Raw genomic sequence first — 17,771 nt, 5'->3', positions numbered from 1 at the left:
AGGCGACATGGATGTCGCCCTGTTGAGCAAGGGTATAAGTTCCCCTCGCTCAATAGGGTAAAAAACCAAGTACGGTTTTTTACAGCATACGTTTTAACAACCTCTCAGAATATGAACTTTTTATGCACTTAGCCGTAAACGTAATGCATTTGCGATCACGGAAGCAGAACTCAAACTCATTGCAAGCGCAGCGATCATTGGAGACAACAACCAACCTGTAAAGAAATAAAGCGCTCCTGCGGCAATAGGTATTCCCAAAGCATTATAAAGAAAAGCAAACATCAAATTTTGCTTCATATTTTGGACAGTTGCTTCAGAAAGTGCGCGCGCAGTCCCAATTCCTCTAAGATCACCCTTAATCAAAGTGACTTGAGCGCTATTCATTGCAACATCAGTACCTGTTCCCATCGCAATGCCAACATCAGCTTTTGCTAAGGCTGGTGCATCATTAATGCCATCTCCTGCCATTGCAACAATGCGCCCCTCACTTTGTAATTTACTGACCAAATCAAGTTTATCTGCGGGTTTAACTTCGCCATAAACTTGGTCTATTCCCAGTTTTACCCCCACTGCACGAGCAGTAGTCATACCATCGCCTGTTGCCATTACGATCGTCATACCATCTTTCTTTAAAATTTCGATCGCTTCTGGCGTGCTGCTTTTTATGGGATCAGAAACTGCCAGTAACCCCATTAGATACCCATCTGCTGCCAGGTACATGACACTGGCACCCTCAGATCTTAATTTCTCTGCTTGCGGTACTAAAGCATCCACAGAAACATCCAACTGTTGCATTAAAGCAGTATTACCAAGCGCTAAGCTCAAACCTTCTACTTTACCCATCACCCCGATACCAGAGTCAGAGTCAAAAGATTCAGGTGTCGTTAATTCAATATTTCGTTCACGAGCAGCGTGCACTATGGCTTCGGCTAAAGGATGTTCACTTCCTTGATCTAAACTTGCCGCCAAACGTAATACATCATCACTTGAAACACCTTCAGTGGCAATAACACGATCAAATCTCGGCTTCCCTTCAGTGAGCGTCCCTGTTTTATCAATAATTAAGGTATCGACTTTACGTAAATTTTCAATTGCAGCAGCATCGCGAAATAACACACCTTTTGTCGCCCCATTTCCAGTCGATACCATAATGGACATTGGCGTCGCCAAGCCCAGAGCACATGGACAAGCAATAATTAAAACAGCAACAGCATTGATTAAACCATATACCCAACTTGGATCAGGTCCGAAAATTCCCCATCCGATGAAAGTAGCAATCGATACGCCAATCACAACCATGACAAATTTTCCTGCAACTTGATCTGCCATACGTTGCATCGGTGCCTTTGATCGCTGAGCTTGCGAAACCAACTGCACAATTTGGGAAAGCATGGTCGCAGAACCCACTTTTTCTGAACGTATAATCAATGAGCCACTTGTATTTAAAGTCGCTCCAATCACTTGATCTCCAATTTTTTTATTGACAGGTAAAGGTTCACCAGTCAGCATAGATTCATCGATAGAACTTTGTCCCTCTACAATAACGCCATCAACGGGTACTTTTTCACCCGGTCTAATTCTTAATACATCTCCAACGTGTACAGAACTCAGTTCAACATCTTCTTCAGTTCCATCAGCATTGATTTTTCTTGCTGTTTTAGGGGCAAGACCAAGTAATGATTTAATCGCGGCTGAAGTTTGGGAACGGGCTTTTAATTCTAAAACCTGTCCTAATAAAGTCAGTGTAATGATTGCGGCAGTTGCCTCAAAATAGACCGATACACGCCCCATGGAAACGAAAGAGTCAGGAAAAACCTGAGGAGCTATTGTTGCAACTACACTATAGACAAATGCAGCACCTGTTCCTAAACCAATTAATGTCCACATATTTGGATTTCGGTTTACAACGGACTGCCAACAACGAATAAAAAATGGGCGACCTGCCCAAAACACGATAGGTAAGGTTAAAACCAACTCAATCCAACTTTGCGTCGACATCTTAAACCAGTTCACTTGATGACCAAACATAGCAAGAAAAACAACAATAATCGTGATTGGTAAGGTCCACCAAAAACGCTTTTGAAAATCCTCTAATTCAGAATGATCTTCATTTTCTAAAGTGGGCAATTCTGGTTCTAAGGTCATACCACATTTAGGACAATTTCCTGGATGATCTTGTCGAACCTCAGGATGCATCGGACATACATAAATTGTCGCGGAGTTTTGAAGAGATTGATCCTTCTCACTTGGCTGAGCAGAATGGTGTGAATGACTTGCCTTTTCATGTCCTACTGGATGTTGTATTTCCTTATTGCTGGAGATGTATAAATGTGGAGCTGCGCTAAATTTTGATTGGCATTTCTCACTGCAGAAATAATACGTTTTCCCTTCAAAATCATGCTGAAGCGCATTTTTTATATCTACATTCATATTACAAACAGGGTCTTTCATAGAGTTTTCTATAGTTTGCACTTTTTGTTCGTGTTCCATATTTCTCTCCGTGATTTTTTTCACATGCTCTTTAATTTAATACTTCGATTGTTGTGACAGATGTTCCTTTCTACACGCTGTTGGCTTCAATAGTGTTCAAGCCGACAATTTATCATCGCGCATTATTTAATTTTACTAAACAACAGAAATGTAATTTTAAAGTCATACTATTGTATGTTTGGATATTGAATAATTGAATAGTTAAGCAATCGTAGAGACTGAGGTGATACGGTTGCTTAACCATTATCTTATTAATAGGAAGTTTCATATGCGCTTTTTTCAAAAGAAAATCTCGACAGTATCCAGCATATTTCTTGGTATTACGCTGCTTTTCACAGCAACCAGCGCACTTGCTCATGTAAAATTACTCAGCGCAGTTCCAGCCATGAATGCAACTGTGACGGATCAACCTAAAAACCTCACTCTCAATTTTGGAGAAGAGGTCATGTTGATGAACATTAAGTTAATAGATGCTCAACAAAAAAATATTTCCCTGAACTATAAAGTGAATCATGACCTTAAAAAATCCTATAATGTTCCAGTTCCAAATCTTAAAAAAGGAAAATACACTGTGACATGGACAACCATGGGCAAAGATGGGCATAACATGAGTGGTGAGTATAGTTTCACGCTCCAATAAAATATTTGAATCGTCAATGAAACACCAGCAGATTTCTAGCACCGTATTGATTTGGGAAAATCATGATTTCTGAATATTGGATTGGATTAACTTGGCTGAGCAAAGTCACTTTGTATTTAAGCATGGCATTTATTACAGGTGGCGCATTTTGTTACTTGTTATTTAATCGTTTCATCTCACTGAAAAAAAGCATTCTTCAATATATGTGCTTTGGAGCAGGTTTAGGGCTGATCTCTAGCATTGCTGGTTTTTTCATTCTGGTCGGTAGTTTTGCAGATTCAGGGTTTGCTGGAATATTCAATACGACGTATATCCAGATCCTCTTGAATACAGTTACTGGTCAAATGTTGATTGGACGTATCCTTATTTTTCTCGTTCTTCTGCTTTTATTGTTCATCAAGTTCACTCAAAAAACCACACAGACGTCTATGTTTGAACGATTTTTATTTGGGCTATTCTTGCTACCGCTTGCCTATAGTTTTTCTCAAACTGGGCATGCAGCAAACTTACCTTTTTTTGCTCAAATTCTACTGACAGTTCATGTACTATTCATTTCCGTTTGGATGGGTGCTTTATATCCATTATTCAAAGCTACCCGTCAATTGGAAGGGCTTGCTTTGAAAGACCGTACACATTTATTTGGGCAGATTGCTGGATTTATTGTGGGCATCTTAATTGTTTGTGGTGCAAGTGTTGCGGTGCTTTTATTTAAAGATATTGATACCTCGACCAGCACCCCTTATGGCTATGGATTTATACTCAAAATCTTGTTTGTTGGTTGTATATTGCTTCTCGCTGCATTTAACAAATGGTTTTTTACCCCGCAACTGCACAAACCTCAATTTGGACGATATCTGGGTTATGCCATTTTGTTTGAAATGTCGATTGGGTTAATGATTCTGTTTACCACGGCCTATATTACAACAGTCGTCGGGATTGAATGAGTGACCTATACGGACTGACCCTGTCATACTTTTTGCTTAGCTTTTTTCAAAATGCAAGACTTACTGTTCTTAGACTGTATTGCCTCATCTTTAGTCTTGCTTCGTTCCAAAGCCCATCCAAATATTAAATAAAGTATCAGCTTGTTTGGCTTATATTTTTAAGGATACATCTTACACAATAGTCAAATCGTCTGATGATTCACATAAGTAATTTTATTTCGATCATGCATATTCAATAAACTTTCTGTTTTTATACAAGTTGTTAGATGCTTCAGTGATTCATTTATTTTTGCAAGCATGGATGGGCATTCTATCGTGATGCGAGATGGATATCGTCATGTTGAGTGGGAGTGTATGAGCAAAAACAAACTCTGATTTGTTTGCAGCATAAGAACGCGGTTAAACAAAAAAATGATTTAGGCAAAGTGAGACATCATCTATACAACGTTATTCAAACTTTAGATGTAAAGCATGGCAACGAAAGCTAAATATTTTTAAACAATAGATTCATGTCATTCATTTTATTGATCAAGAGAAATTCTATTTTACGATATGAGTTTTACTACAGATTGATTATATTTCGCTTGACCTTCCCATGATGGAAGAGTTTAGGATTAAATCATTCAAGAAAATAGTAAGGTATAAATGATGGCAAATTCTCCATATAGTACTGATTCTGATTTAAAAATGAACTTACAAATCGAGGGGATGACATGTGCCAGTTGTGTGGGTCGTGTAGAAACTGCGCTTAAAAAAGTGGATGGTGTAAAAGATGCTGTCGTAAACTTAGCAACAGAGCGCGCAGATATTTCACTCGATAAACCAATACAACGTCAACAGCTCATTCAAGCTGTTGAACAAGTTGGTTATGATGTTATCGATGAAAAAATTGAATTCTCCATCGATGGAATGACCTGCGCTTCCTGCGTAAGTCGTGTTGAAAAAGCATTAAAAGCAGTTGATGGCGTAAAAGAAGCGGTTGTGAATTTAGCGACTGAGCGCGCAACTGTCAGTGGTCATGCCAGCGTCGATGCACTCATTGCCGCCATAGATCGAGCCGGCTATGATGCCAAACAAATCCAAAATGCAGTTCCTAATCAAACACAGCATCTTGAGAAAAAAGACAAAGAACGAAGTGAATTAAAAAGAGATTTAACGTTAGCAACAGTTCTTGCTCTCCCAGTTTTTATACTAGAGATGGGTTCGCATATCTTCCCTAGTCTGCATCACTGGATTGCACAAACCATCGGTATACAAAATAGTTGGTACCTACAATTTATTCTGACCACGTTAGTACTGATTATCCCAGGTCGTAGATTTTATGCACATGGTTTTCCTGCTCTGTTTCGCTTTGCGCCAGACATGAATTCACTGGTGGCTGTAGGTACATTAGCGGCCTATCTTTTTTCTCTTGTTGCAACATTTGCACCGCAGATTTTACCCGCTGGCACCGTCAACGTTTATTATGAAGCGGCAGCTGTTATCGTTGCCTTGATTTTACTTGGTCGTTTTCTCGAAGCAAAAGCAAAAGGAAGAACTTCCGAAGCCATACAACGCTTAGTCAGTTTACAAGCAAAAATCGCACATGTATCGCGTAACAATCAAGTCGTCGATATTCCTATAGATGAAGTAGTTGTAGGTGACTTTATCATTGTGAAGCCAGGTGAACGAATTCCAGTCGATGGTAAGGTGGTGGATGGGCAAAGTTTCGTTGATGAATCCATGATTACTGGAGAACCTATTCCTGTTGAGAAAAAGATTGAAAGTGATGTTGTCGGGGGTACTATTAATCAAAATGGTACTTTGACCTTTACTGCTGTTGCTGTTGGCGGTGAAACCATGCTTGCTCAAATTATTCGCTTAGTTGAACAAGCACAAGGTTCTAAAATGCCGATTCAAGCTGTGGTTGATAAAGTCACATTATGGTTTGTTCCTGCCGTAATGTTGGCAGCGACACTCACTTTTTTAATCTGGCTTATTTTTGGTCCATCACCAGCCTTAACTTTTGCTTTGGTCAATGCTGTGGCTGTCTTGATTATCGCATGCCCTTGTGCCATGGGTTTAGCAACACCAACATCAATTATGGTGGGTACAGGACGCGGTGCTGAATTAGGCGTGTTGTTCCGCAAAGGTGAAGCATTACAACTGCTTAAAGACTCTAAAATTGTTGCTGTAGATAAAACTGGAACTTTAACAGAAGGTCGTCCCGTATTAACGGATTTTGAGGTCACTCAAAACTTCAAATATGAACATGTTTTAAGTTTGGTCGCAGCTGTAGAGTCGCGTTCCGAACATCCGATCGCGCAAGCAATCGTCGATGCAGCAAAACGGCAAAATCTTAAACTCTCTCGTGTGGATAGTTTTGACTCTGTCACTGGTATGGGCGTTTTAGCAACGATCGATGGGCATACGATTCATGTCGGTGCAGATCGTTACATGCTTCAGTTAAATGTGGATATTTCACCATTTGCAAATACCGCACAACGTTTAGGAGATGAGGGAAAATCTCCACTTTATGTTGCGATTGATCACGAGTTAGCCGGTATTATTGCCGTTGCTGATCCAATTAAATCCACCACACCAAGTGCAATTAAAGCCTTACACCAATTGGGTCTCGAAGTCGCGATGATCACAGGTGACAACGCGCGTACAGCGCAAGCCATCGCGAGAAAATTAGGTATTGATCAAGTGATCGCAGAAGTCCTACCCGAAGGAAAAGTAGACGCGATAAAACAGCTAAAAGCACAACATGGCAACATCGCTTTTGTTGGAGATGGTATCAATGATGCACCTGCTTTGGCGGAAGCAGATGTTGGTCTTGCAATTGGTACAGGAACAGATGTTGCGATCGAATCCGCAGATGTCGTATTGATGTCTGGAAACTTACAGGGTGTTGCCAATGCGATTGCATTGTCCAAAGCAACCATTGGTAATATTCATCAAAATCTATTCTGGGCATTTGCTTACAACGTTCTGTTAATCCCCGTTGCGGCAGGGCTGCTTTATCCTGTTTACGGTATTCTTTTATCACCCATATTTGCTGCTGGTGCAATGGCATTATCAAGTGTATTTGTTTTAGGAAATGCTTTACGTTTACGTCGGTTTAACCCGACGTTGACTGCACAATAACATCCAAGGAGACTCAGATGAACATTGGAAAACTGTCTAAAGCTGTCGGTATATCTGCCAAAATGATTCGCTACTATGAACAAATTGGTTTAATTCCCGCTGTCGGACGCAATAATTCAGGTTATCGCTCATACAGTGCCCAAGATGTAGAGCGCTTAAAATTTATTAGAAAATCAAGAACATTGGGTTTTTCAGTCAGTGAAATTACCGATCTTCTCGATTTATGGAATGATAAAAAAAGACAAAGTGCAGATGTGAAAAAATTAGCACAATCTCATATTGAAAAACTGGAATTGCGGATTTTTGAATTGCAGAAAATGACGGAGACTTTACAGAATTTAATCAATTGTTGTGCTGGCGACCATCGACCAGACTGCCCTATTCTTGATGGATTGCAGACAACAGATCTCGAAACAAGTGATGTACATCACCATAACGATACTTTATCCCTGTCACCACTTGGCACATCCAAAGCTTAAATCTTCCTCTCTTTTTAACGTGAATTCGAGATAAGAAAACTGTTAAAGAATAGGCATTTGAGTCACAATTCAATCACGACAAAAACTGAATATCCTCAAATGCCTATCGATATACAGCTTATATCACTTTTTTGCTTAATTGATGATTTTTGTTCAGATATTTCCGATGATATTAAGCAATATATTCACTCATGGCAAAACAAATTGAGCGTTCAAAAATATCATCCATTGGAATCGCTTCATTGACTCTACTAAACTTGCTGTATGCCATAACAAAAGAATAAATCAACATCGTGTATTAACTGATAGTGCCAGTCGAGGAAAAAGTTCAGTAGATTGGTTTATGGCTTTAAATTACATTTAATTTGTGACCATGTTGGATAATTCGTTTCTTATTGTATTACAACAGGTAACGTGGATGATCGTAAAGTTTTACCTGATTTAGTTCAGTCATCAAACCTAAAGGGGAAACTGTTTGGTGATCGTGGTTATATTGGCGAAAATTGGAAAGTTCGTCTTGCTGAGATGGGTGTTCAACTCATCACACGAATTAAAAGAAATATGAAGCCACAAGCTTTAGACCCACTTGATCGTGCGGTATTAAGAAAGCGAGTCATTATTGAATCACCATTTAATTTAATGAAAAGTCAATTTGATCTTGAACATACACGACATCGATCAAAAATAGAACTGCTAACCACGATATTTTCAGCTTTAACGTTAGACCTCTTGCGAAAGTAGGTTTTTGGGTCATTTAGCTATATGCAATACCTTATATAGTCAAACCGCCTGATTATTCATACAAGTGATTTGTATGATTCATTTATTTTGTACTTTTGAATCATAAACAGTCTTGCTATCACGAGGCGACATGGATGTCGCCATGTTGAGCGGGGGTATTAGGATGTACCCCTCGCTCAACGGAAGATTTTTGTTACTTTTCATCTCTGAAAAGTAAAGTATCGCCTACGCAAAACAATTTAAACTCTAGAGCTAAAGCGTGGCAGTGCAAGGCGTATATCATCAAACAATATATTGATCGCTTTAATTTTATTGATCAACAGAAATGATATTCTACTGTATGAATTTTTCAACAGATTAACTATATAACAAAGATCACAGCTGCTCAAATTTTGACTAACGCAAGAGCTCTGTTGTACGCTTTACTACTTGTAAAGGGCTATAACTCTGCGATTTAACAGATTTTAACTCCTATTGAATTAAAACCCTTTAAGCCGAATTCACGTTATTTTTAGTTTATGTGAATAAATATAAAAAAAGCTACTGACCAGAGTAGCTTTTTTATGCCTCAGATTTTATCGTGCCGGATAGCCAATTTCAACGAGCATCCCTCTTACATCTTCTTCAGTCACGATTGTACTGACTTTCAAATGACGGTTCGGTGTATCCGCGATAATTTCTGCGTCCTCGTCTAATGTTTGAATCGCTTTTGCTATACGGCGCACGCACGCACCACAGGTCATATTTTCAACATGGAATTCCATATTTGGCTCCTTGATTAATCGTAAACTCATGATAAGAGTTGCCATAATTGTAAGGTCAAGTGTTTGAAATCATTTCTTTAATGATCATTGTAATTTTTAAATAATCAGGATGAATGAATTTAATTAAATGCTAATATTTATCTTTATGGATTGTTCATATTTAAGCCACCTTTATCCTTTTAATGATGTATTGTATATAAATAAAAAATTACAAAAACTGTAAATAATTTTTTTAAATAAAATTCGGCTTTTAAATAAAAAAATCGCACAAAAATAAAACCAAACAACATTAGAAAATTATTTCAAAAATCACCAACAACACTCATAATTTACCCTATAGAATTTTCAAAACAATCAACACAAAACGGAAAACTAATTAATAAATCTAATGAAACAACTTAAGTAAAAAAACATCACATTACTTATATTCAATAAAAAACATGATTTTTTGTAATGAAAAATTAAGAGCAAAATAATAAAAATCAATTTTTATCGTTATAAAAAAATGTATTACATTTTCTCAACCATACACTTGATTAATCATCAAATTAATAAGATTGCTAAGAATAACTTCACTATATAAACTAATCCTGTTTATTCATATAAATATAACCTCAAAACCCACAAATATAGAGCAAGGTCTTAAATGGTTAAAAGGATTTCATTAAACTCATTTAAGTTTTTTTATTATGTAGCGATGTATGAAAGTGTGACAATTGCCTCAGAAAAGCTTTTTGTTACACAGGGTGCGGTTAGTCGACAAATAAAAAACTTAGAGGATGATCTAAATACGGTTCTTTTCATCAGAAAAGGTAAAACCTTAGAGTTAACCAATGAAGGTTTATTACTTCTGAATTGTTGTCAAGGCATTTTTCATGAAATTGATAAATGTCTTATTCGTCTTGACAATAAAAAGGAAAATATCAAAGAACTGGTAATTTCTTGTGAATCCACATTATGTATGAAATGGCTAATTCCCAGATTAAAAGATTTTAATGAATTAAACAGTGGTTTTGATTTAAAAATTACCACAAATGATAAAACTGTAAATTTTAGCAATGTTGATATCGCCATACGTAGGGATGATATTAATTGGAAAGAACATATTTACAGCATCAAACTCATGGATGAAACCATGTTCTTTGTTAAAAATTCAACCAAACATAATAATAACATTTTAATATCATCTTCGAGACAGAAGTTCTGGGGGACTTTATTAAAGATCAATCATATTAGAGATAAGATCACACAGCTGAATTATAAAGAGCTTGATCATTTTTATCTTTGTATCGAAGCATGCTTATCTGGTTTAGGCTCAACAATAGTATCTGGATACATGATCGAAAAAGACTTAAATAATGGCAACTTAGAGCCGATAACAGAGCCATTTCATGATGGCTCTTCCTACTATTTACTATCAGCATCTCCTTTAGAAGAGGACTATCGAAAAGTTGTTTTCAAAAACTGGTTAATTGAAGAGATAAATAAAACACAATTGAATTTAGAAAAATTTTCTTATCTTAAAAAAAAATTAGTTAAAGACCCTAATTATTCAATAAAATCATTAAAATAATAAAAATTTATTCAATTAAATAAAAATTTAAGATATGAGAAAATAATCAAAAGGAGAAAATTAATGCTTAAACCCAACATTTCATTCAAAACCAAAAAGTGGACCTGTAAACATTGTGGTCTACTCAAAGATATTTCAAAATGGCGAATTAAAATTGGTGACTCCGTTTTTTTTAATACGGGTCATCTTGATAAAAACTTTGAGTATATTAAAAGAACAACTCATGGCATTGTAATTGATCGGCAAAATAAATTTTTAACTGTATTAGACCAAAACAAGAATCAAACCTATTTTATTGATCAAAATGAGGTGCACTTAACGGATTCACCCGCACTTTTCTTATATCATATGTATGGAAAATGTGCCTGTAAACATGATAAAAATTAAATAAAATAGATGATTTTTACTAATCTTTACGACTAAATACATTGCGATACATTACAAAAAATTATAATATCCATTAAAATAAAGTACTAATACTTGATTACATCAATCAGTACATCAATTAATTCAATGTATGGATTACAAGAGCCTTTAACATGATAGAAAGATTATCGCTTAATTCATTAAAGTTTTTTTATTATGTGGCGATTGAGGGAAGTGTAACCATTGCGGCTGAACGCCTATATGTTACTCAAAGCGCAGTAAGTCGACAAATTAAAAATTTAGAGGATCTACTGAATGTTGCTTTATTTGAAAGAAAGAATAAATCTTTAATTTTGACTGCAGAAGGTAAAGTTCTTTTAGATTGTTGCCAACATGTGTTTAATCAACTTGATCATTGTGTCATTAGCATTAAACAGCAAAAATATAAAAGCAATAATTTAATTATTTCTTGTGAACCCACGATTTCGATGAAATGGCTTATTCCTCGTATGGTGAGCTTCAATGAGTTAAATCTTGGTTTTGGAATCACCCTTTTAACGGGTGGTGGACCTCTAGATTTTCAAAATCAAGATATCGATCTTGCCATTCGAAGAAATGATTTTGCTTGGGGTGATCATATTTTCAGTACCAAAATCATTGATGAATTTATGTTTATGGTGAATTCCAATCAACAAAATGCCTCAAATTTGTTACTCAGTTCATCACGTCCAAAGTTTAAAAATTACCTAGCGAAAGAATATCCTGAAATCTCAAAATTAAACACCATTGAGCTTGATCACTTTTATTTATGTATTGAGGCATGTTTATCTGGTTTAGGACAAACAATTGTTTCTGGCTTTATGATTGAACATGAACTTGATCACGATTTCTTTCAAGTTGAAAAGTATCTCCACTTTGATGATTCAGCCTATTATTTATTGGCTTCCTCTTCAATTGAAGAAGACAACAGAAAAGTGATCTTTAGAGATTGGTTGATCAAAGAAATGCAACAAACGCAACAAAACCTGCTGCATAAATTTGGCTTTGCCAATAGCGATCAAGAATTCGGTTGATCTCGCATAAATTTTTATAGCCGCTTTTATAGTTGTATTTCAACATCCCCTTTTCCAACTTTCTTCCCCGATGGAGAGGCAACTTAGAAAATCTACAGGATGTAGATACCATGAATTTAATCAAAGCCAAGAGATATTTTTCATAGTTTAAAAATAAGGATGTAGAATTTTCATATTTTTAAAGAGTGATAAAACATAGAGTCAAACCGTCTGATTATTTATACATGTGATTTACATCGATGGTCTTTCTATCGTGAGATGGCATGGATGCCGCCGTCGGTCAAGGGCGATATGAGCAAAAACAAAGCACTGCTTTGTTTGCAGCGCAAGATCCCTGTTAAAGAAAGATTTTTGCTCTCTTTTCATCTCTGAAAAGTAAGATATCGCCTACGCAAATCTATTTAAACTTTAGAACTAAAGCATGACAATATACGCTTTAAATCTTGCAACATTATTTTTATCGTATTGATTTAATTAATCAAAAGAAATAATATTTTATGCTATGCATTTTTTAACAAATCAAACATCGAAGTTAGTTTCTTATACCCAAAAAGCTAAAAATGAATATTTTTAGCTTTTGATTGATTTATTGATAGTCTATTGAAACAGTTGCCTGAGTCTGTACATAACCTGGAGTAGCTGTTGCTAAAGATCTATAATAACGTGCCTTTAATGTTTTCATAAATGTCGTTGCAGTTGAACCAACAGGAATCGAATAAAAAGGGCTTTGTGTCCCAATCGCCAATGGCACATCAGCATTGTCTCTTAACTGTACATCGACATTACTACGATTTGCTAAACTTGGTGAATTTTTTAATATGCCATTGGTATTTACATTACTTGGGGTATAGCTATCGGTAATTGTTGCCAATAAAACTTTATTGGGCATTGCTGCAGTACAATAAATATTGACATTAAAAGCTTGTTCATTGGCTGTTTGATTACTGTTCAACGTTGCTGTCGGTACGGGTGCTAAATTCACTATTTGGTTTGCCATGGTGCAAGTAGGAAGAGCAAAGTTCATTTGGATGTTCACATAAACTTCAGATGTTCCAACTTTAGGATTTCCACTTGGGGGTGGTGCATTTCCTAAAGCCCCTCCCCAATCATCATATTTATAGGCAAAAGTACCTAAATGAATACGAACTACTGAATTATTTAAAGCATCGATAACAGCGGCTGAAGGTTTAGTTGTAGAAAGTAAAGTCAGTTTAAATCTGCTATTTCTGATTGCGCTATTGGTTGTACCATTACCATTTAATCCCGCATAATAGCCTTCACCATTTATGATCTTAATCGGTCCTGCACTAGTGTCTGGTACTACACTATAATCCGTATCTAAAGCCAGGATATCGAATGATAAAGGATTAATATCATTATTCGATCTTAATCTATATTCAATCCGTAGATTATTCATCAACCAAATCTTTGCTGCTGCTAAGGTTGTTGGATTAGCGTTAGAACCTGAAATAGTAATACCATTACTAACTGAAAAAGGACTACTGCCAACTAAATCAGTATTACCAGAAGCCGCTTTAAAAACTGCCCTTACAGCAACAGTATACGGCGCTGGTGTACAATTATTTAGCAATAAGGTGTTATTTGTATCATTAAATGTTTGTGTATATGGAAAACTATTAATTGTGCCACTTGTGCGATTAAACTCAATCATTGGATAGGTTACACAAGTCGAATTTGCTGCAAATATCTGTGTTGACGTAAGGCATAATGGTGCAAATAACCAAAGTAACTTCTTCATGATTTATTTACACTCCACTACAATTATTTTAAACAAATATAGATTTATCAAATTGAATTCACTTTACTGATAATATTCTAATTATTGATAATCTAATGAAACAGTTGCCTGAGTTTGAACATAACCTGGTGTTGCTGTTGCTAAAGATCTGTAATATCGTGCTTTTAATGCTTTAATAAATGTCGTTGCAGTCGAACCAGCAGGAATTGGATAAAAAGGGTTTTGTGTCCCAATCGCCAATGGCACATCTGAACTATCTCTTAACTGTACATCGACATTACTTCGATTTGCTAAACTTGGTGAATTTTTTAAAATCCCATTGCTATTTATATTACTTGGGGTATAACTATCGGTAATTGTTGCCAATAAAACTTTATTGGGCAATGCTCCTGTACAATTAATATTGACATTAAAAGGTTGTTCATTTGCTGTTTGATTACTGTTCAATGTTGCCGTTGGTACGGGTGCCAGATTCACAATTTGGTTTGCCAGCGTACATGTAGGTAAAACAAAATTCATTTGGATATTTACATAGAGCTCAGTTGTACCCGTTTTTGGTACACCACTTGGAGCAGGATTTGTTCCACCATTTCCCCAATCATCATATTTATAAGATAAAGTCCCTAAATGAATTCGTACAGTCGAATTATTGAGTGCATCAATCACAGCGATGCTCGGCTTTGTGGTGGAAAGCAGGTTCAAGGTAAATCGATTATTTCTCATTGCTGAATCTGGTGTTCCATTATTACCAAGCCCTGTAAAATAGCTTTCACCATTAATAATCGCTGAAGATCCATTACTGGTTAAAGGCATAATATTATAATCAGTATTTAAGGTTAATATATCTTGCGATATAGGATTCACATTATTATTTGATCTTAAAGTAAATGCTATTCGCATATTATTAATTAACCAAATCTTAGCTGCTGCTAAAGTTGTCGGATTCGCAGTTGAACCCGTTATTGTAATATTATTATTTACGGCATAAGGACTTACACCGACTAAATCAGTATTGCCTGTCGTAGCTCTAAATGTCGCCAAGGCGGCAACATTTCCTCGCGGTTGACAATTATTAAACAACACCCCATTTGTTGTATCATTAAATGTTTGCGTATAAGGAAATATATTAATCGTACCGCTAGTGCGATTAAATTCTATTGTCGGGTAAGTCGTACATGTCGCTGTCGCTGCAAATATTGATTGCATTGATAAAAAGCATAGTGGCGTAAATATTAAAAGTAACTTCTTCATGATCTATTTACACTCCACATTGATAATATTGAAGTTTTCTGTATTTTTTTGTGTTAACAATGACTTAGATATCGGTCCAATCTTACACTGTTGATTGGCTTCAGCTCCCCAAACTACAGATGTATCATGCAATAATGCCTCTTGTTTATCTACGATCACTTGGCTAGATGCACCCACAATACCCAATACATTGCCCTGTTCATCCTTTAATTGACTGCCCATCGCAATTTGTGAATCTAAAGCGTAACGAATACGCAGTAAAATATTACTTGATTTATTGGCTTTAAATTCAGTAAGTTGTGAACTATATCTACGTGGAATCACTTCAGTTTGGTTAGATTCCAAAGTCACATTTGCAGGCAAATCAGCAGGGTCAAGCGTGATTAAATTTTTACTGTATGGTGTGTTGTATGGATAAATCGCATTTCCAAAGCGATCAACTTTTACCCCCCAAGCATTTGAAACAACAGCACCCATCCCTTCTTCCGCATGCACAATAGTGTAAGTGTCAGGCAACGTATTGACTGGGGTAATCCCAAAACGATGGGCAACAACAGCACCTTGTGCGGATAAAGAATACTGGGTGTTGTTTTGATTGGTTGAAAGGGTTGCGTCTAGATTCACGGCAGGCAATAAATAATTAATGTTGCCATTAAATAAGGTATCGTGCTGATTATTAATCACCCCTGCACCAAAGTTCAATTCATTATGCGCACCCAAAACGCCTGATAGACTGACATTTGAAGTGGTATTTGAATCTTGGTCATGCTGAACACTGGCATTGAGTGACATATTTTTCTTGCGCCAATCGAGTGGAACCGTCATGGAAAAATAAATAGCATCGCCTCGTTTACGCGCATGATCTGAATAATCGGTACGTGATAAGCCAAGGTTATAACTTATTCTGTTCCATGTATTGCCATAACTCAGGTTATATTGATAATAATCTTGGCTGTCCTCCCAATAGTTATTTTTACGAACTGCTAAATTAAAATTACCGAGACGTGTATTTGGGAATGACTTGGAAACACTGATGCCCATATTTTGTTTTAGATTATAATTATACAAAAAGTCATCATACTCACGATCAGTTAAATCAGCCAAATTACGCTGATACAAATGTGAGGAAATACTCATATATTCACGGTCATAAGCCGAATAATCTGCATAAAAATTTAGATTTTGAGCTAGCCAATCATAACGATAATTCAGACTGTATTTTTGCCCACGATAATCCTTACGATATAGTTCAGATTCAGTATGCTCTATAGAAGCAGTTACGCCACCAAGTAGTGTATTAGTAGATATTGCCAGCAAGCCACTGGCATAGTCATCACTAAAATTTGCACCTGCACCAATGGTCAAGGCATTATTGATACCGTAATTAAAACTGCCTTGAAACAATTTATCATGGGTTGTTTCATGACGCGTGCGATAACGACCACCCGCAACACTGTAGTTATAACGACCTTGACGCACTAAATCATAATTGCTTTGCATCGGAACATTAAAGCTTCTTCTTTCACCGCCTGTTTCAGTAATTTCAACGGTTAAATCTCCTGAAGTTGCCGTATTTAAATCAGTAATACGAAATGCACCAGCAGGTACGGTACGCTCATAGATTTTTTGACCACTTTGATAAATTCTGACCAATGCATTGGTATTGGCAAAATTTTCAATTACAGGAGCATACTGCCGAGCTGACCACGGTAACATTTCCTGATCAGACGCCAATTGTGCACCTACAATGGGTAAATTATCCAAACGATAAGTTGTGGTATTAAATTGACCTAAACTTAAACGTGATTTTAATCGGGTCATATCGCGATATAACACGTTTTGATCAGAATAATAGTGCCCCAAACCTGAGTTTTCAGACTCAAATGCACCTGCATGTCGGTAGTACCAACCCGCAATATTTAATCCCCCATTTAATCCCAAGTATTTACTTTCTCGATCTTCATCACGGTTATAGTTAAATGCATAACCAATAAAACTTGAATTTACCCCTTGATTAAATAATGCTGGATCAATATATCCTTCTGGACGTTCGACTCGTATTGCTTGAGGAATGGAAACATTCAGTTTTAATTGAGATAAATCAAAGTCATAATAGGCATCAGCATTGACTTGTTTAATGGTTCGACATGGCATTTCAGTTAAACTTTTACGAAACGCTGGTATTAAATCAAATTGATTTAATAAATTCGTATCTACACAAAGCACAGCCGAACGTTGCCCATCCAAATGATCAAAGCGGACTTCCTGATTACCGATCACTTGCTTATTGACCGACAACTCGACTAGATATTTACCAGGCGCAACGAAGTTTTTAACTTCAAAATTACTCAAGGAAACATTACGGTCATTACCAAATAACGACGCCGAATTGAAAGTCACTAAAGCATTATTTTGCGCAACCAATTGTGTATTGTCTTGAGCAATCAAATGTTGATTGTCTTGTGCGAGCAAATTTTGTTGATTTTCTTCAGCTGACACCTGCAAAGCAATCGCAGACAACAGCATTAAGCAGAGCTCGCTTTTTTTAAAATTTAGCATGCT

12 protein-coding genes and 1 pseudogene are annotated in these 17,771 nt (G+C 36.5%); 8 read left to right on the top strand and 5 right to left on the bottom strand.

All coding sequences use genetic code 11. The features are described 5' to 3' along the window. Window positions 1-120: 120 nt before the first annotated feature. Window positions 121-2,490, bottom strand: coding sequence for a heavy metal translocating P-type ATPase (locus AAV97_RS16995; protein ID WP_046761188.1), 2,370 nt, complete (start codon window positions 2,488-2,490; stop codon window positions 121-123). Window positions 2,491-2,758: 268 nt separating this feature from the next. On the opposite strand from AAV97_RS16995, the gene AAV97_RS16990 reads away from it, so the two are divergent. The 5 genes and pseudogenes from AAV97_RS16990 to AAV97_RS16970 all read left to right on the top strand — a co-directional run. Beyond that, window positions 2,759-3,130, top strand: a complete 372-nt coding sequence (locus tag AAV97_RS16990; RefSeq protein WP_046761187.1) for a copper resistance CopC family protein — start codon at window positions 2,759-2,761, stop codon at window positions 3,128-3,130. A 62-nt stretch (window positions 3,131-3,192) separates the two neighbouring features. Next, window positions 3,193-4,074 (top strand): copper resistance D family protein, encoded by an 882-nt coding sequence (locus tag AAV97_RS16985; RefSeq protein WP_046761186.1) that lies wholly within the window; start codon window positions 3,193-3,195, stop codon window positions 4,072-4,074. Between the two features lie 648 nt (window positions 4,075-4,722). Further along, on the top strand, window positions 4,723-7,203 hold the full coding sequence (locus tag AAV97_RS16980; protein ID WP_046761185.1) for a heavy metal translocating P-type ATPase: 2,481 nt from the start codon (window positions 4,723-4,725) through the stop codon (window positions 7,201-7,203). Between the two features lie 17 nt (window positions 7,204-7,220). After that, window positions 7,221-7,682, top strand: a complete 462-nt coding sequence (gene cueR / locus AAV97_RS16975) for a Cu(I)-responsive transcriptional regulator (protein ID WP_042085661.1) — start codon at window positions 7,221-7,223, stop codon at window positions 7,680-7,682. A 238-nt stretch (window positions 7,683-7,920) separates the two neighbouring features. Then, window positions 7,921-8,423 (top strand): annotated as a pseudogene (locus AAV97_RS16970) (IS982 family transposase); the annotation flags it as partial. A 575-nt stretch (window positions 8,424-8,998) separates the two neighbouring features. On the opposite strand, the gene AAV97_RS16965 reads toward AAV97_RS16970, so the two are convergent. Next, window positions 8,999-9,187, bottom strand: a complete 189-nt coding sequence (locus tag AAV97_RS16965; RefSeq protein ID WP_004828649.1) for a heavy-metal-associated domain-containing protein — start codon at window positions 9,185-9,187, stop codon at window positions 8,999-9,001. Window positions 9,188-9,833: 646 nt separating this feature from the next. On the opposite strand from AAV97_RS16965, the gene AAV97_RS16960 reads away from it, so the two are divergent. The 3 genes from AAV97_RS16960 (at window position 9,834) to AAV97_RS16950 (ending at window position 12,199) form a co-directional block, all read left to right on the top strand. Next, on the top strand, window positions 9,834-10,760 hold the full coding sequence (locus tag AAV97_RS16960; protein ID WP_009586449.1) for a LysR family transcriptional regulator: 927 nt from the start codon (window positions 9,834-9,836) through the stop codon (window positions 10,758-10,760). Window positions 10,761-10,823: 63 nt separating this feature from the next. Then, entirely contained in the window at window positions 10,824-11,147 is a 324-nt protein-coding gene (locus AAV97_RS16955) for a hypothetical protein (protein WP_009586498.1), read from the top strand. A gap of 152 nt (window positions 11,148-11,299) precedes the next feature. Further along, the gene (locus tag AAV97_RS16950; RefSeq protein WP_009586481.1) at window positions 11,300-12,199 is read left to right on the top strand and encodes a LysR family transcriptional regulator; all 900 of its coding nucleotides are present in this window, start codon (window positions 11,300-11,302) and stop codon (window positions 12,197-12,199) included. 586 nt (window positions 12,200-12,785) lie between these two features. Here AAV97_RS16950 and AAV97_RS21245 read toward each other — a convergent pair. The 3 genes from AAV97_RS21245 to AAV97_RS16935 form a co-directional block, all read right to left on the bottom strand. Beyond that, on the bottom strand, window positions 12,786-13,958 hold the full coding sequence (locus AAV97_RS21245; RefSeq protein WP_046761184.1) for a fimbrial protein: 1,173 nt from the start codon (window positions 13,956-13,958) through the stop codon (window positions 12,786-12,788). Between the two features lie 81 nt (window positions 13,959-14,039). Then, a complete protein-coding gene (locus AAV97_RS21470; RefSeq protein ID WP_227560884.1) occupies window positions 14,040-15,164 on the bottom strand; it encodes a fimbrial protein in 1,125 nt (374 codons plus the stop codon). A 48-nt stretch (window positions 15,165-15,212) separates the two neighbouring features. Continuing rightward, complete coding sequence (locus AAV97_RS16935) at window positions 15,213-17,768, bottom strand: fimbria/pilus outer membrane usher protein (RefSeq protein ID WP_052945876.1); 2,556 nt, start codon at window positions 17,766-17,768, stop codon at window positions 15,213-15,215. Window positions 17,769-17,771 lie beyond the last annotated feature (3 nt).

Source organism: Acinetobacter sp. Ag2, assembly GCF_001005515.1.
Classification (GTDB): Bacteria; Pseudomonadota; Gammaproteobacteria; order Pseudomonadales; family Moraxellaceae; genus Acinetobacter; species Acinetobacter bereziniae.
This window is presented reverse-complemented; position numbering and strand designations above follow the sequence as displayed.